Annotated in this window: 19 protein-coding genes; 14 read left to right on the top strand and 5 right to left on the bottom strand. The window is 46.0% G+C overall.

Going from position 1 to position 18,586, the window contains the following annotated elements; translation table 11 throughout:
- Positions 1-112 precede the first annotated feature (112 nt).
- From Q1A23_RS13750 to Q1A23_RS13760, 3 genes are all read left to right on the top strand, one after another.
- Entirely contained in the window at positions 113-640 is a 528-nt protein-coding gene (locus tag Q1A23_RS13750; protein ID WP_299824254.1) for a hypothetical protein, read from the top strand.
- 101 nt (positions 641-741) lie between these two features.
- Entirely contained in the window at positions 742-1,608 is an 867-nt protein-coding gene (locus Q1A23_RS13755; RefSeq protein ID WP_299824256.1) for a DUF2911 domain-containing protein, read from the top strand.
- An 81-nt stretch (positions 1,609-1,689) separates the two neighbouring features.
- Positions 1,690-2,604, top strand: coding sequence for a class I SAM-dependent methyltransferase (locus Q1A23_RS13760; RefSeq protein WP_299824258.1), 915 nt, complete (start codon positions 1,690-1,692; stop codon positions 2,602-2,604).
- A gap of 432 nt (positions 2,605-3,036) precedes the next feature.
- Here Q1A23_RS13760 and Q1A23_RS13765 read toward each other — a convergent pair whose 3' ends face one another.
- The 3 genes from Q1A23_RS13765 to Q1A23_RS13775 all read right to left on the bottom strand — a co-directional run bounded on the left by Q1A23_RS13765 (position 3,037) and on the right by Q1A23_RS13775 (position 7,549).
- The gene (locus Q1A23_RS13765; protein ID WP_299824259.1) at positions 3,037-4,752 is read right to left on the bottom strand and encodes a sodium:solute symporter; all 1,716 of its coding nucleotides are present in this window, start codon (positions 4,750-4,752) and stop codon (positions 3,037-3,039) included.
- Positions 4,749-4,895: a hypothetical protein gene (locus Q1A23_RS13770; RefSeq protein WP_299824261.1), complete on the bottom strand. Its 147-nt coding sequence runs from the start codon at positions 4,893-4,895 to the stop codon at positions 4,749-4,751. Before Q1A23_RS13770 ends, Q1A23_RS13765 begins: the two co-directional genes overlap by 4 nt.
- 110 nt (positions 4,896-5,005) lie before the next feature.
- A complete protein-coding gene (locus tag Q1A23_RS13775) occupies positions 5,006-7,549 on the bottom strand; it encodes a PIG-L family deacetylase (protein ID WP_299824263.1) in 2,544 nt (847 codons plus the stop codon).
- A gap of 459 nt (positions 7,550-8,008) precedes the next feature.
- Here Q1A23_RS13775 and Q1A23_RS13780 point away from each other — a divergent pair, with 459 nt between their 5' ends.
- The 7 genes from Q1A23_RS13780 to Q1A23_RS13810 all read left to right on the top strand — a co-directional run bounded on the left by Q1A23_RS13780 (position 8,009) and on the right by Q1A23_RS13810 (position 13,405).
- Complete coding sequence (locus Q1A23_RS13780) at positions 8,009-8,704, top strand: hypothetical protein (RefSeq protein ID WP_299824265.1); 696 nt, start codon at positions 8,009-8,011, stop codon at positions 8,702-8,704.
- A 197-nt stretch (positions 8,705-8,901) separates the two neighbouring features.
- On the top strand, positions 8,902-9,564 hold the full coding sequence (locus tag Q1A23_RS13785; RefSeq protein WP_299824267.1) for a DUF2461 domain-containing protein: 663 nt from the start codon (positions 8,902-8,904) through the stop codon (positions 9,562-9,564).
- Positions 9,565-9,567: 3 nt separating this feature from the next.
- Complete coding sequence (locus Q1A23_RS13790; protein ID WP_299824269.1) at positions 9,568-9,948, top strand: DUF3221 domain-containing protein; 381 nt, start codon at positions 9,568-9,570, stop codon at positions 9,946-9,948.
- Positions 9,949-10,141: 193 nt separating this feature from the next.
- On the top strand, positions 10,142-10,621 hold the full coding sequence (locus Q1A23_RS13795) for a hypothetical protein (protein ID WP_299824270.1): 480 nt from the start codon (positions 10,142-10,144) through the stop codon (positions 10,619-10,621).
- Positions 10,622-10,774: 153 nt separating this feature from the next.
- A complete protein-coding gene (locus tag Q1A23_RS13800; RefSeq protein WP_299824272.1) occupies positions 10,775-12,259 on the top strand; it encodes an amino acid permease in 1,485 nt (494 codons plus the stop codon).
- A 179-nt stretch (positions 12,260-12,438) separates the two neighbouring features.
- On the top strand, positions 12,439-12,999 hold the full coding sequence (locus tag Q1A23_RS13805) for a vitamin K epoxide reductase family protein (RefSeq protein ID WP_299824273.1): 561 nt from the start codon (positions 12,439-12,441) through the stop codon (positions 12,997-12,999).
- A 22-nt stretch (positions 13,000-13,021) separates the two neighbouring features.
- Positions 13,022-13,405: an SPW repeat protein gene (locus tag Q1A23_RS13810; RefSeq protein WP_299824274.1), complete on the top strand. Its 384-nt coding sequence runs from the start codon at positions 13,022-13,024 to the stop codon at positions 13,403-13,405.
- A gap of 23 nt (positions 13,406-13,428) precedes the next feature.
- Here the strand turns inward: Q1A23_RS13810 and Q1A23_RS13815 are convergent, their stop codons facing one another.
- Positions 13,429-13,626, bottom strand: a complete 198-nt coding sequence (locus Q1A23_RS13815; RefSeq protein WP_299824275.1) for a hypothetical protein — start codon at positions 13,624-13,626, stop codon at positions 13,429-13,431.
- A gap of 59 nt (positions 13,627-13,685) precedes the next feature.
- Positions 13,686-13,850 carry a hypothetical protein gene (locus tag Q1A23_RS13820; RefSeq protein WP_299824276.1) on the bottom strand — a complete coding sequence of 55 codons (165 nt, stop codon included), beginning with the start codon at positions 13,848-13,850 and terminating at the stop codon, positions 13,686-13,688.
- Positions 13,851-14,172: 322 nt separating this feature from the next.
- On the opposite strand from Q1A23_RS13820, the gene Q1A23_RS13825 reads away from it, so the two are divergent.
- The 4 genes from Q1A23_RS13825 (at position 14,173) to Q1A23_RS13840 (ending at position 18,462) form a co-directional block, all read left to right on the top strand.
- Positions 14,173-15,120, top strand: a complete 948-nt coding sequence (locus tag Q1A23_RS13825) for an alpha/beta hydrolase (RefSeq protein WP_299824277.1) — start codon at positions 14,173-14,175, stop codon at positions 15,118-15,120.
- A 169-nt stretch (positions 15,121-15,289) separates the two neighbouring features.
- Positions 15,290-16,411, top strand: a complete 1,122-nt coding sequence (locus tag Q1A23_RS13830; RefSeq protein WP_299824278.1) for an acyltransferase — start codon at positions 15,290-15,292, stop codon at positions 16,409-16,411.
- A complete protein-coding gene (locus tag Q1A23_RS13835) occupies positions 16,408-17,316 on the top strand; it encodes an alpha/beta hydrolase (RefSeq protein ID WP_299824280.1) in 909 nt (302 codons plus the stop codon). The genes Q1A23_RS13830 and Q1A23_RS13835 overlap by 4 nt, the downstream gene beginning before the upstream one ends.
- 6 nt (positions 17,317-17,322) lie before the next feature.
- Entirely contained in the window at positions 17,323-18,462 is a 1,140-nt protein-coding gene (locus tag Q1A23_RS13840; protein WP_299824281.1) for an FAD-dependent oxidoreductase, read from the top strand.
- Positions 18,463-18,586 lie beyond the last annotated feature (124 nt).

Here is an 18,586-nt window from a genome sequence, read left to right on the forward strand (position 1 = left end):
AAAATGCTACTTGTGCTAAACAGGTAGCATTTTTTATTTATACCTTATACTTAGCATCAGCCTTTGCGTATGCAGACCAAAATTGCCTGCTGCTACAAACAGGCATAAAACTATGCCAAAAGCTGTACGCCACATTCTGTTTGTGATGCTAACCATTGGCTTGCCTTTTCCAGGTAAGCTTTCTGCCCAATACAAAATAGTGGAAAGTATGCAGGCGCTAAATGCCGCATACTTAGAGTTGGGGGGCAACAGCGACACCTACTCGGTTAACTACGAACGCTTGCTTTTTCAGAGGGCTGCGTTTAAAACCGGCCTACGCATTGGTGTTGGGTCTAACCTTTTCTTTTTGCCTGAAGAAGATAACACTTACCCGATTATACCCCTAGAGGCTATTGGGCTGATAGGCCACCGCAACAGGCACTTTGAGTTTGGGTTAGGCTACACCCGCAGGCTAACCGATAACCCTGACTTGTTGCAGGAAATGTATTTTGGCAGGCTGGGTTTCAGGTATCATCCCCCGGAAGGAGGCTTGCTTGTAAGAGTAGCTTTAACACCTTTCGTCTCATCTGAAACAAATGTGCGAACTCCTGGTTTGGCTCTTGTACCTCGTTTTGGGTTAAGTGTAGGGCGCAGCTTTTAATCTGTCTAAAATCCCGGAACCGTGTTAGCACATCATTCGTGATCTCCATAGAAAATCCGTAATATTACATCACTTATTCACACTACATAAACTATCAAATCATGAAAAAAACAGTTATCGGTTTTGCCCTTTCGGCAGCCTTGCTTGTTGGCGCAGGCGCTGTGCAGGCTCAAGGTATAAAAATGCCTGCAGCCAGCCCTTCTCAAAAAGTAGAGCAGGTAGTTGGTTTAAGCACCATCAGCATCGATTACTCACGCCCATCTGTTAAAGGCCGCCAGATTTTCGGTGACCTGGAGCCTTACAACCAAGTATGGCGTACTGGCGCAAATGCCTCTACTAAAATTAAGTTTTCTGATGATGTGACCATTGAAGGGAACAAAGTACCAGCCGGTGAGTATGCGCTTTATACTATACCTGGCAAAGAGGAGTGGACAGTTATCCTGAACAAAAACACAAAGCTGTGGGGTAGCGACGGCTATAAGCAGGAAGAAGACCAGGCGCGCTTTAAGGTAAAGGCTCAGAAAAACCCTCGCAAAACAGAGTCATTCACAATTAACTTCACAAACCTGAAAAACGATGCAGCTGATGTAGAAATTCTTTGGGATGATGTGATTGTGCCGTTTACTGTTAAAACCGATACTGACGCGCAAGTAATGAGCCAGATACAAGAGCAGGTGGTAAACAACCCGAATGCAACTCCTGCCATGTATGCCGCCGCCGCAAACTATTACTTTGATACAAACCGCGACCTGAAGCAAGCACACGCGTGGATGAAAAAAGCCAATACCGGTGCCGATGTAAAGTTTTGGAACGTGCACGCGCAAGCTAAGATAGAAGCCAAAATGAAAGACTACAAAGCTGCTATTAAAACAGCCGAGAAGTCGATGCAAATGGCGAAAGCTGCTAACAACGATGCTTATGTTCGCCTGAACGAGAAGGCAATTGCCGACTGGAAAAAGATTAAATAAAGCTACCTTTGCTTTTACCGTATAATAAAGCCTCCGAGGGTATACTTCGGGGGCTTTTGTTTTACTTAAAGTATAAAACTGTTGGAAGAAAAAATGCACTCTGAAGAGCACCTGGGCCCTGCCCGGGAGTATTGGTGGAACGAAGATTACCTGGAACTGCTGGCCAAACGCCTCTACATAGAATACTGCCAGACCCTGGTGGATATAGGCTGTGGCAAAGGTATGATGGGATTTAAGTTTTCGCGGTACATGCCAGATGGTGCCACCGTTTACGGCGTAGATTACGAACCGGGCCATATTGCCGATGCTCGGCAGCGTGCTCAGAGTGAGTTTGGCCGGAACAACATAAACTATCAGTTTAAAGTAGGCAATGCCACCGAAATTCCCCTTCCCGACAATATTGCTGATGTAACGCTCTGCCAGACCCTGCTGATCCACGTGAAAAACCCGCAGCGCGTAATTCAGGAAATGATTCGGGTAACAAAGCCTGGTGGTTGGGTACTGGCCCTGGAGCCAAACAACCTCGTGCCCAACCTGATGTTCGACCGCTACGGCGAAACCGACTTTAACGTGGATAGTATGCTGGATGTGCTGGAGATAAAGCTGCGCATTGAGAAAGGCAAAAAGAACCTGGGCGAAGGCTTTAACTCTTTAGGTGACGTAGTGCCTGACCTGTTCCTGAAAGCTGGATTGCTGAACACTAAAGTATGGATATCAGACAAAGCGCTTGCCATCATCCCCCCTTACGACACACAGGAAAAAATGCTGCGCGTAGAGCAGATGATGCAATGGATTGAAACAGAAGCCATGGGCTACGACTACCAGGACAACCTGAACTATTATATGGCAGGCGGCGGCACCAAAGATAAGTTTGACGCTTACTGGCAGATGCTGCTCTACAACAAAATAACCATGAAGCAAAAACTTCAGAACGAAGAGTATGTATCGGCTGGAGGCAGCTTGGTTTACATTGTGGCAGCGCAGAAGCCAAGGTAGTAGTCATAAGCTGCATAACTTTTGCCATTTTATCTGGCAACTGTTCTCCTCAGTTTTACTTACCTATAGTTTCACCTTGATCTCTGGTGTGCTCAAGGCCGCAGGGATATATTCACAGCTTCGTAGGGACAGGTCGCGACCTGTCCGGGGAATGGCAGAGGCTATGAAACTAATACTTTGGCTAAAGCAGTAGCAACAACTTCCGTTCCCGGAGGGGCTGGTTTCTGTGGTAGCAGGCGCATAACCTCTCTTCCACCAAGATCCTTTCAGGATGACAAAGTGGATAAAGCGCAATTATTGCAATGATAGCAGAAAGAATAAATACTTTATCCCTGCCTTGGACTAGTAAGAACGCGAGTACGAAACTAGCGGGCGTAGCTCTGAGGAGGTAAAGGGTGGTTGGCCCTGGATACCGCCGGAATCGCAAGTTCTCTAGTTTTCGGCACGATTTCCCTTTTCTCCTATCAACCCCTGAAGTATAAACCCGAAAATAATCACAGCCACGCAACCAATTACGTTAAACCACAGAAAGGCAATGTCGGTGTAGAAGTGGCAGTAAAGTACAACCGCCTCGGCAAGTAGGGCTGCATAAAAAACTGCATTGCCCCTGATGCGCTTAAAGTAGAAGGCCACCAGGAAAATGCCAAGTATAGTGCCGTAGAAAATGGAGCCGATAATGTTTACAGCTTGTATCAGGTTATCTAACAAAGAGGCGTAAGTAGCAAAAAGTATGGCAATTACACCCCAACCTACCGTTAGCATTTTGGATGCATTCAGGTAATGAGTTGCATCGCCGTCTTTCTTAACAGAGCGTTTGTAGATATCCACCACAGTAGTAGAGGCAAGTGCATTTAATTCTGATGCCGTAGACGACATGGCTGCTGAAAAAATAACTGCCAGCAGCAAGCCAACCAAACCGGTAGGCAGGTACTTCATGATGAAGGATATAAATACATAGTCAGTATCCTTTGTCTCGGCGTCTGGTACTGCTTTCCTGATCACCGCTTTTACGTCTTCCCGTACTTCTTTTCCTGCAGCGGTAAGCGCATTAACTTCTGTTTGTGCTGTAGCTATAGCTGCTTCGTCTTCTGCTTTCAGGGCTGTAACCAGCTGCTGTACGGCCTGCTGCTTCTGCTCGAAAAGCTGGGTATGCTTTACCTCCAGTTGCTGTAGTTCCGGCTCGTAGGCGGTACCGTATACTTTACTTTTGGCTGCATCATTAAAAAATACTGGCGGCTGGTTAAACTGATAAAACACGAATACCATCACCCCGATAAACAAGATCAGGAACTGCATAGGTATCTTTAACAAACCATTAAAAAGCAACCCCAACCGGCTTTCCCCTAGTGATTTTCCGCCCAGGTAGCGTGCCACCTGGCTTTGGTCGGTGCCAAAGTATGACAAGGCCAGAAACAAGCCACCCGTCATCCCCGACCAGAAATTGTAGCGGTCATCCCAACTTGTTTTCCAGTCCCAGGAGAAATCCACTATGTTCATTTTACCCATTTTACCAGCCACCGCCACAGCATCTCCAAAACCTACATTGGCCGGCAAATAGCTAACCACCATAATTCCGGCAATGATCATACCGCCCATCATCACGGCCATTTGCTGCTTCTGCGTTACGCTAACAGCCTTGGTGCCCCCCGACATAGTATAAAAGATCACGACTACGCCAATAATGAGGTTAGTAACGGTAAGGCTCCAGCCCAGCATGGTAGATAGTATAATGGCAGGTGCATAAATGGTGATGCCTGCCGCCAAACCGCGCTGCACTAAAAATAGCATTGCCGCCAGGGAACGCGTTTTCAGGTCGAAGCGGTTTTCCAGGAACTCGTAAGCCGTAAATACTTTTAGCCTGTAAAAAATAGGTATAACCGTAACCGATATGATAACCATGGCAATTGGCAAGCCGAAGTAGAATTGCACGAAGCGCATGCCATCTTCATACGCCTGGCCCGGTGTGGAGAGAAAAGTGATGGCGCTGGCCTGTGTAGCCATGATGGACAGGCCGATGGTCCACCACTTCATGCTGTTGTCGCCTTTCAGGTAGCCTTCTATGTCTTTGCTGCCGCGCGTTTTCCAGACTCCGTAGCTCACGATAAAGCCGAGCGTACCCAGCAGCACGATCCAATCTAATGGCTTCATTCGTAAATCTTAGTAAGGGTATAAAATAAAATGATCATGAAAGCCAGGTTACCGAGTACCAGCCAGTACATGCCTGACCAGCTCTTAAAGAAAGGTGGCTTATCAGTAGGTTTTTCAGTATCGACAGGGTGATTGTCTTTCATGGTTGCTCTTTTGTGACAAAAGATTTGATGACAAAGGACAAAAGACTTCAATAAATAAAATTTTATCCTTTATCAAACCGTCCTTTGTCCAGTAGTCTTTCGTCTGAAAATTAATTTACTGCATTCTGTGCTTTACTGCCTGATACTTGTTCGCCTTTTCCCAGGGATATCATGTTGGCAAACAGGCGATAGGCACCGGGTACACCAGCCGGCAGCTCTCTGAACCAGGAGTAGCCGGTGTAGATGTAGTGGCCTTTGCCATACTTGGCCACCAGCAAACCACCGTTTCGGGCAGGTTCTCCAGGGTCGTTAGACGAAAGTATGGCCGTATACTCTTTGCTCCACTCGTTCGGGAAGTATAAACCGCGTTCCTGTACCCACCCTTCAAAATCTTTTTGCGTGATCCTGTTTGGCGTGTTCAGTACCGGGTGGTTTGGCTCCAATAAACGCACTTCAGCCTCCTCTACTGTAACTCTGTCGCGGGACAGTTTTAGCGGGTAAGGACCTACGTTTGGCAGCACCAGGCTATGGTTGGTATTATACTGCACAATCAGGTTGCCGCCGTTCTGCACGTACTCCAGCAGCGTTGCCTGGTGGTGCTTCAGGCGGTCCACCGTATTGTAGGCTCGCACCCCAAGTATAATGGCATCAAATTGTTGCAGGTAGTCCAGGCGCATGTTTTCGTCTTTCAGCATGGTCACATCATAGCCAATCTGCTGCAGACTGATGGGAACATCATCGCCGGCTCCCATCACGTAAGCCACTTTTTGCCCCTTCTTTTTCAGGTCAAGCTTTACAATTTTGGCAGTAGCCTCCGGAAAAGTGGTTTGGGCAGGGATGTGACTGTAGTTGATTTCGTTCAAGCCCTGGGTATAGTTTTTACCATCAACTGCAGCAACAGCTTTCAGCACAGCCTCCTGCTGCCCCTGCGGTGGATAAACGGCAAAAATGTAATTCAACTCAGCGCCTTTGGTTTCCAGTTTGAATGGTACTGAGGCAGGTTCTACTTTCCAGCCTTTGGGAATATCTAAATTAAGTGTGCCTTTTACACCTGCCTTACCGGATTTTACGCGCACCTGCACATGCTTTGGTTCTCCGTTGGCAAACATGTATACTTTTTCGGCTAGGTTCACAAACACAGGAGGCGTTACCACAAACGGCCGGTATACTTCGCCCTCCACCGGATCAGTACGCTTGTACACTACCGGAACCGTTACCTCCATTGGCTCCCCGGCAACCGTTAAACTAAAAACTACCTGAGCTGCCGGGTCGTTTTCGGGTTTGCCTACCTGCTGCTGTTCTGCAACGGCAAACATACCTAATGTGCCTGCCGTGCGTAGCCAGTAGGGTTGTGAGACTTGTATAGTAGCAGGCAAAATTACCTGTTTGCCAAACCTTAACGGCTCGTTGTTAGTCAGCTTCTGATTAAGGGTAGTGTCTTTGGATGCAAAAGTATACTGCACACGCTGCAGCGTTACCGGCACCGCAGAGCGGTTAATAGCCTCTAGCTGCACCTGCACCGGCTCACCTGGCGCCGAGGAATAATCAGCAGCGGTAGCCTCTAAGTATAAACCCATCGCAGCTGTTATTACCTCCTGCACTTCTGCCAGCTTTACTTTCTTCCAATAGCTGTCGGGTAGCTTGGTTAGTTCTTTTCTAGCCTCTAATAGTATAGGTACAACAGCAGCTGGTTCTGTGGGCTTGTAAGCATCAATGGCTCTACGGATGATCTTCTCTACTTTGTCTCCGCCTTTTACGCGTGCCCAGGAAGTGTTTACACCTTCAAAAAGTTCTTTGCCTGCCTTCTCGCCTTTGGTGTGCTGCAGGTATTCGGGCGCGGTACCACGGCTGCCTGAGGCACCAAAGCCCTGGCTTTTGTGCATGCTGCGGCTCTCTGCGGCCACTTCGCCGTAAGATTTACCCAGTAACGGATTGTAGCTGCCCACATCAACCATCAGTAGTTGGTCTACATATTTATCAAACTCGGCCTGGCTGCCAAACGACCATACTCCGGTGTTCCAGAGCAGGCGCTTGGGTTGCCATACTTCCACATACTTAAGTTGCTCCGGAAAACGCTTTGGATTGGCAGCAGCTTCAAAAGCTTCTTCGGCAAGTATGGCCGAGACGGCATGCTGTCCGTGGCCGGCGCGTTCGTCCGGTGGAAAGCGTGTGATCATCACATCAGGCCTAAACTTGCGAATCACCCATACCATATCGGCCAGCACCTGCTCTTTGTCCCAGATGTTAAATGTTTCTTTGGAGTCTTTAGAGAAGCCGAAGTCGTTGGCGCGGGTAAAAAACTGATGTCCGCCATCCACTCTGCGGGCCTGTAATAACTCCTGTGTGCGGATTATACCCAGGTTTTCGCTTATCTCCGGGCCTATCAGGTTCTGGCCGCCGTCGCCACGTGTAGCTGATAAATAGCCGGTATTGTAGAGCTTCTCGTTTGCCAGGTAAGCGATCAGGCGGGTGTTCTCGTCGTCGGGGTGGGCGGCCACGTACAGCACCGAACCCAGCACGTTCAGCTTTTTAATATCCTGCAGAATTTTAGCGGCAGAAGGCTTGGCCGGCGCCTGTGCCTGCAAGGCTTGTGTTCCTATAAACACGCTTGCAGCCAGCAGCATGTATCTAAAGACAAGCGTTATATTTCTCATAGTATAGTGTCTTCTCTTTTGTTTAAACGGTAACAGTAGGTTATACTTCTTGTAAAGCTAAAAAATAAATCCTGCAATTATACTTGCCAATAGCACCTGTTGCCAGAATGCCTGTTTTTACCTGCATACAGCAGTTTGCTGATAAATTAAAGGCGCTACACCCTTTCAATATAGTAAATCATGCATATTTTTTTTAGGTGAAAGTTGCTTTAGAGTGCTCCTGGCTAAAAAAGCATAACATAAAATCAATATAGAAGCATAATAAAACAATAAGTATAGTAGGATTTATATTTATATGTATTTAAGTTTGTAGTATTCTAGGAGTGCCTTCAGCTGGTTTAAAGGCACATCTTACTGAATATGAACCAAAAAAGCGACTCCTGATGTACTACAATTGCAAACGGTATTGCTGCTTTAGTTTGCACCCTTATTAGTAGACATTATTTAACTTAATGTAGTATGCCTACCCCTCAGGAAAGTAAGATAGAGGACTTTGCCTTTGATTATCTAAAAGGTTACTATACTTCTCAGCAGGGAGCTAAGAAAGTATTTATTGGCAGAGCAGAGAAAAGTAAACAAGGCGTAGAAGTAGAAGGGGTGTTTGCCTTTAAACATCCGGATAGTTTTCTTTTCCTGGCAACTGTTACTTTTAAAAACTCCCAGCGCCTGGCTTCTATTTTAACATCGTACAAGAAAAAAGGCCTCAGTAAACTGCGCTTTGCTACTCCGGTAGTTCTGTTAATGCTTGGTGCATTTTTAAACCTGCGTTTTGGGGGCAATGTTTATACTTGGGCACTTACTGCCGCAGTTGCCTTTGCCGGGTTTGTACTGCACACGTACTTAGCAAAAGCCTACCTGAAAAGCAGCATTGAGAAGGTGCTGGAGGAACTGAAAAAGTACCCCGCAAACGAACAATGGCTTGGCATCTCGATGAGCAGCCTTGTCTTCAGGAATAACAGCATGGCGAGTTACTTTTTAAAGCTGTGCCAGCGCCGCGGTATCGGTATACTGACTGTTGGGAAAAGAGCCAAGGTTGTGCTGATACAGGAGCCACGTACGAATACCTGCCGCAAAGGAGACTTTTTATCGCACTACATATCAGAGCATAATATACGCAAAGCCGTACAGGAAGACACAATTTTACGTGTAGCCTAAAACTGCATACTTCATAAAAGAGCCCTTGTTGTTACTACCATGCAACAAGGGCTCTTTTTGTTTAGTACAAGTTTATATACCAATGCCTGAAAAAATGACACTTATACTTATCATCATACTTGTACTCGTACTTATTGGCGGCGCCATTTGGGTTTATAACAAAACACCTAAACACTAAGCAAAAGCTGCTGCCCCCTATGGATGTACGCCTTATTTTAGAATTTCTGCGCGACCTGCAACAGAACAACAGCAAAGTGTGGATGGACAAAAACAGGGCGCGGTACCTGGCGGCAAAGGACGAATTCCAGAAACTGACTGCGCACCTCCTGGAAGAATTACGCCAAATTGATGCGAACCTTGCTAACGTAAGCCCCGCAGAATGTATTTTCAGGATAAACAAGAACGATTTTTCTAAAAAAGGAGAACCGCCGTATAAAGACCATTTCGGAGCGGGTATGTCGCCGGGCGGGCGCCACTCCCCTTTTGCCAATTACGTGCTGGTGCTATCGCCTGGTGGCAAGTGCAGGGCCGGAGGTGGCATCAGGAAACCAAACCCGAAGCAGTTGGAGCTGATCCGGCAAGAGATTGATTACAGCCCCGGAGAGCTGGAAAGTATACTGGCGGCACCAACTTTTAGAGCTGCCTTTGGCGGGTTTAGAGGCGAGAAACGGAAAACAGCCCCAAAGGGGTACAGTAAAGACCATCCGGCAATAGAGTTGCTCAAGTATAATGGTTACCAGGTGCTCCATTACTTTACAGACCAAGAGGCCTGCGCACCCGATTTTTCGGACAGGTTGTTAGCCCTTTACAAAGAAGTACAGCCCTTGCATAACTTTTTAAACCGACCACTAACCGAATAAAACGTGAAAGTATACGCTCCATTAATGCTTGCAGCCGTGTTGCTGCTTTTACTCGCCGGCTGCCGTGGCGACGAACCTAAACGCATGCCTGACACGCTGCCCGATGTGCGCGGCTATATCTCCCACATCAAAAAAACAGCCGAAAAATCAGACCAATCTAAAGCGGTATTGCTGGTGCGGACTATAGAGGGTATTGATGTAAAGCAAAAGGAGGCAGATATACAGCTAGACAAGAACACGTTAATAGAAAGCCAAAGCGGCGAATACCTGAAACTGGAGCAGCTGCGCGAAGGCCAGGAAGTAGAGGCCTGGTTTGAGGGAGATGTAGTGGACGCTGAGCCGGTGCGAGGTTATGTAAAAGCTGTGCGGGTAAAAACTGAATAACCTTGCCAGTAATTATACTTGCTTTACCATAATGTATTAACACCCAACTGCTGTGGCACTTTTTCCTGCATGCACAGGCAGCATCGTTTCATATTCTATGCACGATTTTAAGGAGGCTTCTCTACATTCTGAAAGTATGAGCGTATAAGGATAAAATATAAATATCTCCCTCTACAAAATCTATAGCACTTATATGAATTCATACTTCTGCGAGTACAGCGATTTAGTTGCCGTATGGCCCCACCCGGTACTTCTTAAACACGAGCAGGGAGATGTGTACCTGATGATCAGCTACCAAAAAGCCTATATCGAGACCAAATGGTTTGGACATATCACCGCCGACGATGTTATTACGGCAGCCAAAGTATATTTAGAGTTGATCCGCAAGACACCCCACCCTAAACTGCTCAACGATAAATCGGCGGCCACCGGCGACTGGGAAGATGCCAACGACTGGATGGAATACGAATGGTTGCCCCAGGTTATGGCGGCAGGGCTTAAATGCTTTGCACACGTATACTCCGAGAATTTGTTCAGTAAATTATCCGCCAGGGATTTATACTTGCGTGTGATACCGGACCTGCAGATGGAAAACTTTCTGCAGCGCAATGCTGCCAAATCCTGGCTTGCCAACTGCAACATCGAAATAAACACAATAGATTCAGCTCTTTAAGAACCGGAAGCCCCACAATTGCCCCATTGTTTTTGCAGTTAGTGAATGTTGCATTGCAATCAACAAATGTATTTGTAAACTTTTACAGAAAACCGTGGTTTTGTAGCCGTGGCTGCCCAATAAACAGCTAATTTTGCGGTTTATACTATTCAAATGCAACAAACTAACACCCCTACAAAACCTGAAGCACAAGATGCCAATACTGGTTTCAAAAGAGAAATAAAATTGTTCGACGCCATCATGATCGTAACAGGCGGCATGATCGGCTCTGGCATATTTATAGTAACCGCAGATATTGCCCGCATTATGGTGTCGCCGGGGTACATGCTGCTGGTGTGGGTATTATCCGGCTTCTTAACCATGGTGGGCGCCATCAGCTACGGCGAGTTGTCATCAATATTTCCGAATGTGGGCGGGCAGTACGTGTACTTAAAAGAGGCCTATAATAAAATGGTGGCCTTCCTGTATGGCTGGACGCTTTTCCTGGTAATACAGACTGGCGTTATTGCTGCCGTAGGCGTTGCCTTTGCGCGTTTTACAGGCGTTATTTTTCCTTGGTTCAGCGAGGATAATGTACTGGCTACTATTGCAGGGTTTAATTTTACCTCTGTGCAGTTGCTGGCCATACTTAGCATTTTGTTTCTTACCTACATCAACTCCAGGGGCGTAAAAAGCGGTAAGCTTATCCAAAACATTTTTGGCAGCACCAAACTGATCGCGCTGTTCGGGCTTATACTTTTCGGATTCCTGCTAGGCGTAAACGATACAGCCATAGAAGCAAACTTCAGCAATTTCTGGGGCACCACCACCTCAACTGCCGGTACCGATCTAATGCCGCCGGTAGGCTGGGCTTTGTTTGCAGCAGCAGGCATCGCCATGGTTGGCGCCCTTTTCTCTGCCGACTCCTGGAACAACATAGGTTTTTCAGGTGATGAAATTGTGAACCCAAAGCGAACAATCGTACTAAGCATGGTTATTGGTAGTGCCATCGTAATGGGGCTGTACCTGATCATCAACCTGGTTTACCTGATGGTGCTGCCTATGAACGGCAACCCTAACGGCACCGATGTAATGAGCCAGGGCATTACCCATGCCAACAATGACCGTGTGGCGACAGCTGTGGCAGAAGTAATCGGCGGTTATCCTGCTACGGTGGCCATTGCCATACTTATCATGATTTCAACGTTTGGCTGTAACAACGGAGCCATACTTTCGGGTGCGCGCGTGTATTATGCCATTGCCAAGGATGGCCTGTTTTTCAAGAGCCTCGGCGATTTAAATAAAAACGGTGTGCCTGCCGCAGCGCTTTGGCTGCAATGCATCTGGGCCTGTCTGCTCTGCCTCTCCGGCACCTACGGCGACCTCCTGGATTATGTGGTTTTTGCCGTGATGCTTTTCTATATTCTTACCATTGTGGGAGTATTTGTGCTGCGGGTACGCAAACCTGATTTGCCACGCCCTTACAAAACCTTTGGCTACCCTGTGTTGCCGGCTATGTATGTTATCCTGGCATCAGCTATTTGTGTTACCCTGCTCATCTACAAGCCAACCTTTACATGGCCGGGCTTCATAATAGTGGGGTTAGGTATACCTGTTTATTACTTTTTTGGCAGCAGGTTTAACAGTAGCAAAGAATAATCAGCTACCATTAACTATGCAACAAGAGCCTGGAGGTTATACTTCAGGCTTTTATTTTGCCTTAATTCTTAGACATAAAGTACCACGTTCAGTAATAAAGCGGCTTTGCAAAACGTCAACAGGCTAAACGCGTAGTAATTGCCATAGCATCTGCACAGGTTTAAAGTATAAAAACAGCTATGCAAGAAGATACAGGTATTCCACCGGGTTGGAACTATAACCCCGCTTCGTGGGGGCAGCGCATGCCCATCATTATACTGGCCATTGTTGGTTTTCTGATTGCCGCTTACCTGGCACTTTTCCAGTTTAAGGTGATAAGCGATGTATGGGAGCCTTTTTTCGGGAACGATAGCCGCAAAATTCTTACTTCCAAAACTTCGCAGATCTTACCAATACCAGATGCCGCCTTAGGGGCTTTAGGGTACATTGCAGATGCTGCCACAGGTGCAATAGGCGGCACAAAACGCTGGCGCACGATGCCCTGGATTGTTATTGCCTTTGGGTTGGCTGTTGGTCCGCTTGGTTTTATAAGCGTGCTGCTGGTGATTTTACAACCTGTGTTATACGATGCCTGGTGCACCCTCTGCCTGGCTACTGCCGCTATATCTGTAGTAATGATAGGCCCTGCCATGGACGAAATGCTGGCCAGCCTGCAGTATATGAAACGAGTAAAAGACGCGGGAGAATCGAAGTGGAAAGCGTTTTGGGGTTACAAGAGCATACAAGGTAAAGTAATGTAATATGAGGGCACAGGTTATAAACATGTTCTTAGGAATCTGGCTGATGAGCTCACCGGCGATTCTTGGTTTAGAAGGCACTCCTGCCAGCAACGCCCACATTGTGGGGCCGGTAGTGGCTAGCTTTGCCCTTATCTCGTGGTGGGAAGCAACGCGTGTGGTAAGGCTTTACAACCTGCCCTTGGGCGCCTGGCTTGTACTGGCACCATGGGTTTTAGGCTACACAGCATCTGCTGCAATAGCAAACGACATGGTAATTGGTATACTTATTATGGGCCTTTCGCTGGTGAAAGGCAAGATAGATAACACCTACGGCGGAGGCTGGAGAGCAGTTTGGCACACGAATACGCCGCATGCTAATGCGGCTCGTTTGCAGCAAGACTACACCGATAAAAATCGGGAAGAATAAGGTAGCGGCTACGTGATCGCTGATTAAAAGCCAGCGATCACGTTCTGTGAGCTAACCGCAATTTCCACAGTATCTAACAAGACCTGCATTACTGAGGCCTCCACTTCCTCGGCTGGCTGTGCCGCCGCTATTTTATGCTCTGAGATTTGTACACGTAAGGCTTCTTTAGCTGCAAACCCCAAGCCTAAAATAACGGCGAACAATAGAACTACAATTTTCATGGTTTTATTTTTTAGTGCTGAACAATTAGTATCTGATCTTTCCTTTTTATTACAGTTGGCTAGAGTTTTTCAGCTACGATCTCTACTTCAGGCAATAAGTTAGGGTAAGATTTATACTCGTTTATTTCGGCTCTTTTCTGCATTTCTTTCATGTCGTTAGCAGATTTTTTAACTGTGGCACCGAATCCAAACATAAAGGCGAATAATAGGATGATAATTTTCATAGTTGTAGAATTTAAATGGTTTATGTCTTATTGACCTTACAAATATACTATACAGTACTTTGTATTGCAAGGTACTGTTGCAGTAATTACTACTGTTTTATACCAACACCCCTTTTTTATCCGTGAACAACCAGCAGAACTGGATAAACAAAATCAAAGTTTTTTGGCTTTTAGTACCTGATTCAACATAAAGACAGCTTCATAAATAAGAAGGATGCATGCGCGCCAAACTTTATACTTTAATCCTGCGCACAGCATACAACCTGAAGTATAAATTCATACTTTGAGATAGCATACAAGCCCAATCCAAACCCAAAAAACTATGAAACTCCATAAAAAGCACATGGCTTTAGCCGCTGCATTGGCTTTTACCGCCATCATACTTCTACAGATCAGGCAGGACATTCCTACTGAGGTACTCAAAGCCAAGTACTCTACGCCGGCATCAAAATATATAACGATAGCTGGCGCCAACCTGCATTACCGCGACGAGGGCCAGGGCTCTCCTATTTTGTTGCTACATGGCACAGCCGCCTCTTTACATACCTGGGATGGCTGGGCCAGCGTGCTAAGCAAGAAGCACCGTGTACTTCGCCTCGACCTGCCCGGCTTTGGCCTAACAGGCCGCAACCAAACCGACACCTATACCATTGCTTACTATTCTGATCTTGTTGGGCAGTTCATGGACCGGTTGGGAGTTGATAAAGCACACATAGCAGGAAGCTCGCTGGGAGGCCAGATAGCCTATGATTTTGCTGCTACTCACCCGGAACGGGTGCAGAAACTCATCCTAATCTCCCCGACAGGTGTAACCAATGCAAACGACAAAAACATATCGATACCTTTTAGGTTGGCTCAAACGCCTGTTTTACGGGAGTCGCTGAAGTATATTACGCCACGCTTTATTGTAGAAAACAGCCTGAAAGAAGTATACGGCGATGACAGCAGGCTATCAGAAGAGGCGGTTACGCTTAGCCATGACCTGCTGCTGCACAAAGGTAACCGGGAGGCGTTTATACTTCGGATGAATACGGTAGACGCAGCCAACTTATCGAAGCTAGCGCAGGTGCAGGCGCCAACACTTATACTTTGGGGCGAAGCCGATGCATGGATTCCTGTTACAAATGCCGCCCGTTTTCTGCAGGATATAAAAGGTGCTAAACTTAAAACCTATGCCGGAGCCGGACATATACCGATGGAAGAACTACCACAGGAAACAGTAAACGATGCGTTGATTTTTCTGGGAAGTGAGGTGGTGGCAACTAAATAGCTGGCATTTCAATTATTATGGGAGGAGGAGCTGTTATGCTTAAAAAGTGAACGCTTACCTAATCTAAAATGTAGCTATAGCTGCTGTATAGGAAAGATAGATCTATACTTTAATTTATGAAGTACTGACAAGCAATGTTATATTTGAAGATAAACCCATATCATGTAGTTTGGACAAGAACAGAATTGAACTCTTCGACTTATTAAGAACGATTGCAGTTTTTACTGTTGTCTTGGTACACTTCAACGGTGTTCCGTTGAGAGGGAGTTTAGCAGATTCGGCGGTTGATCTTTTCTTCGTTTTATCAGCTATTCTTGTTGGTAGACCATTGCTTACCGCATATGTAAAAGGGCATAAGGCCAATTTAACGGAATTTTTTGTTAAGCGCGTAACAAAAATTATTCCTTCATATTACTTTTTTATCTTCTTCGGCCTTATAATCGCACTTGTGTACGTAAAACCAATTTCTCCAGAAAATGTAATTACTTTAAATGAGCTTCCCGAGTACCTGCTTTTCTATAGAAACCTTGCTGGTCCTCCGCCTCGCTTAATCTTTGAGCATGTATGGTCCTTGTGTGTTGAGGAACAATTTTATGTAATTCTTCCTTTTGCTTTTTTTATTGCTCAAAAGCAGTTTAAAACCGATATTAAAAAACTTACTATTTCCCTTTTAGGAATTGCCATTGCAGGGATATCATTCAAAATACAAGCACTTTTTACCAACATTGCTGAATGGCCTACTTATACGCATAATCGTATTGATGCCTTTGCATGGGGATTACTTACCCTAATCTTCTTAAGTAGCAATATTGAAGAACAATGGGCTCGCTACAAAAAACTTCAGCTGTGTCTCTTCGTTTTAGGATCATCTGTACTCTCCTTTTTTCTAATGTTTGACTTTTCTGAAATAGATCCTCACAATTTAATATTAAGGTCAGTTTCACCTATTTGTTGGTCATTCATTATTATAGGTGCTTATCATCAAAAAATAGCTTTCGCAAATGTTTTTAAAAAGATCTCGCTGTATAGTTACAATTTATACTTGTGGCACTTTTTATATATCATTCCTGTAGAGCATCATTTCGGTACAGGCCTAAAGGGCTTTGCGGTATACATCATTTTGAGTTGCATTAGCGCTATTTTCTCTACTCATGTGATTGAAAGAAGATTTTTAAAATACAGAATACCGTTAATGCAGTATCTGCAACCAGTAACGTATAATGCTAACTCACATCTTAATTCTTCCACCGAGGCAAACCTGACAAAGGAATACCCTAAAGCCACATCATGAGCAAAGTATACTTTATTAGTGGGCTTGGGGCTGACTGGCGCATGTTTCAGTTTCTGAAGTTGCCACAACACCTGCAGCAGCAGCATGTAAGCTGGATAACACCCCTGCACCAGGACGAGCCGCTGCAAGCTTACGTGCAACGGCTAAAAGAAAAAATAACGGATCCGGAGCCTATACTTGTCGGTTTATCGTTTGGTGGCGTGGTAGCAATAGAACTATCTAAAATCCTGAAGCCGCGCAAAATCATTATCATATCAAGCCTGGCTAACAAAAATGCATTGCCTTGGTATTACCGCAGCCTTGGCAAAACAAACATGCACAAATGGTTACCGTTCTGGTTGATGCAACGCAGCTGGCCTTTGGCTCCCTGGTTTTTCGGGGCGCACTCCAAAGCAGAACGGCATTTACTAAAGCGCGTGATCCTGGAAATTGACGAGAAATTTCTGCGCTGGTCGTTGGCCCGGCTACTGGATTGGCAGCAAGAAGAAGTGCCGGCAGAGTTGGTGCATATACATGGTACTGCTGACCACGTGCTGCCTTTGGTAAAAAGGCCGAACATAATAAAAGTACCGGGTGGCGAGCACTTAATGGTGATGCACCTGGCTGATGAAGTAAGCAAGATTTTAAGTCGAATTTTACTAGATTGCAGTATGACGAACAAGAACAAATTTATAGTTACCACCACCAACGGCCAGACAGCAGACCTGACAAACGCCACCACCTTAAAAAGCAATAACCTATACCCTTTCGGCAGACACAACTATGCTGTGTATGAAACGCCGGAGGGTGTTTTTGTGCGTGGCCTCAATAGCGGCGAACGCGAAACTATGCTTACCCACTTCGAGATGCTGGACGAGCAAACAGCCCGCAACTACAAGCACGATTACTACCGCGAAGAAAACTAAACTGCTATGCAACTCAGTTTTTGGGAGAAGGAAACATACTTTAGCAACGTTGATGTACTGATAATTGGCAGCGGCATTGTGGGCTTAAACGCAGCCTTGCACCTGAAAACGACACAGCCAAAGCTAAAAGTACTCGTGGCGGAGCGTGGCCTGTTGCCAACCGGTGCAAGTTCTAAAAATGCAGGGTTTACCTGCTTTGGCAGCCCATCAGAGTTACTCGAAGATTTAACGCATCATTCCGAAGAGCAGGTGTTCAGTTTGGTAGAGCGACGTTGGAAAGGCCTGCAACGGCTACGACAGCACCTCGGAGACAATGCCATAGACTACAATAGGTGGGGTGGCTACGAACTTTTTGTTGATGCGCAGCAAGAACTTTACAGCTCCTGCCTCGACAAGCTACCATACTTAAACAAGCATTTGCAAAGTATAACCGGCGAGCAAAATGTCTTCCGGAGTGCAGACCAAAAAATTGATGCTTTTGGTTTTAAGCAGGTAGCGCACCTGCTGGAGAGTACTGCCGAAGGGCAAATAGATACAGGCAAGATGATTCTGGCCTTAACCCGGAAAGTACAGGCTTTGGGTGTGTTGGTACTAAACGGCCTGGAAGTACAGGAACTGCATGACGAAGGTACAAGTATAACTGCTACTACCACACAAGGTATAACTCTAAAAGCACGTGCCGCCTTGGTGGCCACCAATGGTTTTGCGCAAAAGCTGCTGCCCCATGTAGCTGTTACCCCTGCTCGTGCACAGGTGCTTATTACCAAACCTATCCATCACCTTAAACTAAAAGGCACCTACCATTACGACTGCGGCTACTATTACTTCCGAAACATCGGAAACAGGGTGCTGTTTGGGGGCGCCCGCAATTTAGATTTTAAAACTGAAGAAACCACAGAATTAGGCTTGACAGAGCTTGTACAGCATAAACTGGAGGAGCTCTTAACAACGGTTATACTTCCTGATACACCCTATGAAGTAGAGCACCGCTGGAGCGGCATTATGGGAATGGGCAACCAGAAAACCACTATTGTAGAGCAGGTGTCGGGGCGTGTTAGCTGTGCGGTACGTATGGGCGGCATGGGGATAGCTATCGGTTCTTTAGTAGGCGAAGAGGGTGCCGCCCTTATCCTTAATCAAATCTGACAAAACGTAAGGATAGGATAAGTCAAAATCATTACCTTTCAGCAAATATTTATTGATATTCAATAAGTATTTGTTGAATATCAAATATAAATAGATATATTTGATCACACTAATCTATATAGTA

The sequence above is a fragment of the uncultured Pontibacter sp. genome (assembly GCF_947492645.1).
Classification (GTDB): domain Bacteria; phylum Bacteroidota; class Bacteroidia; order Cytophagales; family Hymenobacteraceae; genus Pontibacter.

Excerpts from the sequence above, each read along its gene's own strand:
- Q1A23_RS13750 (WP_299824254.1), top strand. The coding sequence starts at position 113 with ATGCCAAAAGCTGTACGCCACATTCTGTTTGTGATGCTAACCATTGGC.
- Q1A23_RS13785 (WP_299824267.1), top strand. The coding sequence starts at position 8,902 with ATGGATGTACGCCTTATTTTAGAATTTCTGCGCGACCTGCAACAGAAC.
- Q1A23_RS13805 (WP_299824273.1), top strand. The coding sequence starts at position 12,439 with ATGCAAGAAGATACAGGTATTCCACCGGGTTGGAACTATAACCCCGCT.
- Q1A23_RS13765 (WP_299824259.1), bottom strand. The coding sequence starts at position 4,752 with ATGAAGCCATTAGATTGGATCGTGCTGCTGGGTACGCTCGGCTTTATC.
- Q1A23_RS13770 (WP_299824261.1), bottom strand. The coding sequence starts at position 4,895 with ATGAAAGACAATCACCCTGTCGATACTGAAAAACCTACTGATAAGCCA.
- Q1A23_RS13820 (WP_299824276.1), bottom strand. The coding sequence starts at position 13,850 with ATGAAAATTATCATCCTATTATTCGCCTTTATGTTTGGATTCGGTGCC.
- Q1A23_RS13755 (WP_299824256.1), top strand. The coding sequence starts at position 742 with ATGAAAAAAACAGTTATCGGTTTTGCCCTTTCGGCAGCCTTGCTTGTT.
- Q1A23_RS13810 (WP_299824274.1), top strand. The coding sequence starts at position 13,022 with ATGTTCTTAGGAATCTGGCTGATGAGCTCACCGGCGATTCTTGGTTTA.
- Q1A23_RS13825 (WP_299824277.1), top strand. The coding sequence starts at position 14,173 with ATGAAACTCCATAAAAAGCACATGGCTTTAGCCGCTGCATTGGCTTTT.
- Q1A23_RS13840 (WP_299824281.1), top strand. The coding sequence starts at position 17,323 with ATGCAACTCAGTTTTTGGGAGAAGGAAACATACTTTAGCAACGTTGAT.
- Q1A23_RS13780 (WP_299824265.1), top strand. The coding sequence starts at position 8,009 with ATGCCTACCCCTCAGGAAAGTAAGATAGAGGACTTTGCCTTTGATTAT.
- Q1A23_RS13815 (WP_299824275.1), bottom strand. The coding sequence starts at position 13,626 with ATGAAAATTGTAGTTCTATTGTTCGCCGTTATTTTAGGCTTGGGGTTT.
- Q1A23_RS13775 (WP_299824263.1), bottom strand. The coding sequence starts at position 7,549 with ATGAGAAATATAACGCTTGTCTTTAGATACATGCTGCTGGCTGCAAGC.
- Q1A23_RS13795 (WP_299824270.1), top strand. The coding sequence starts at position 10,142 with ATGAATTCATACTTCTGCGAGTACAGCGATTTAGTTGCCGTATGGCCC.
- Q1A23_RS13800 (WP_299824272.1), top strand. The coding sequence starts at position 10,775 with ATGCAACAAACTAACACCCCTACAAAACCTGAAGCACAAGATGCCAAT.
- Q1A23_RS13835 (WP_299824280.1), top strand. The coding sequence starts at position 16,408 with ATGAGCAAAGTATACTTTATTAGTGGGCTTGGGGCTGACTGGCGCATG.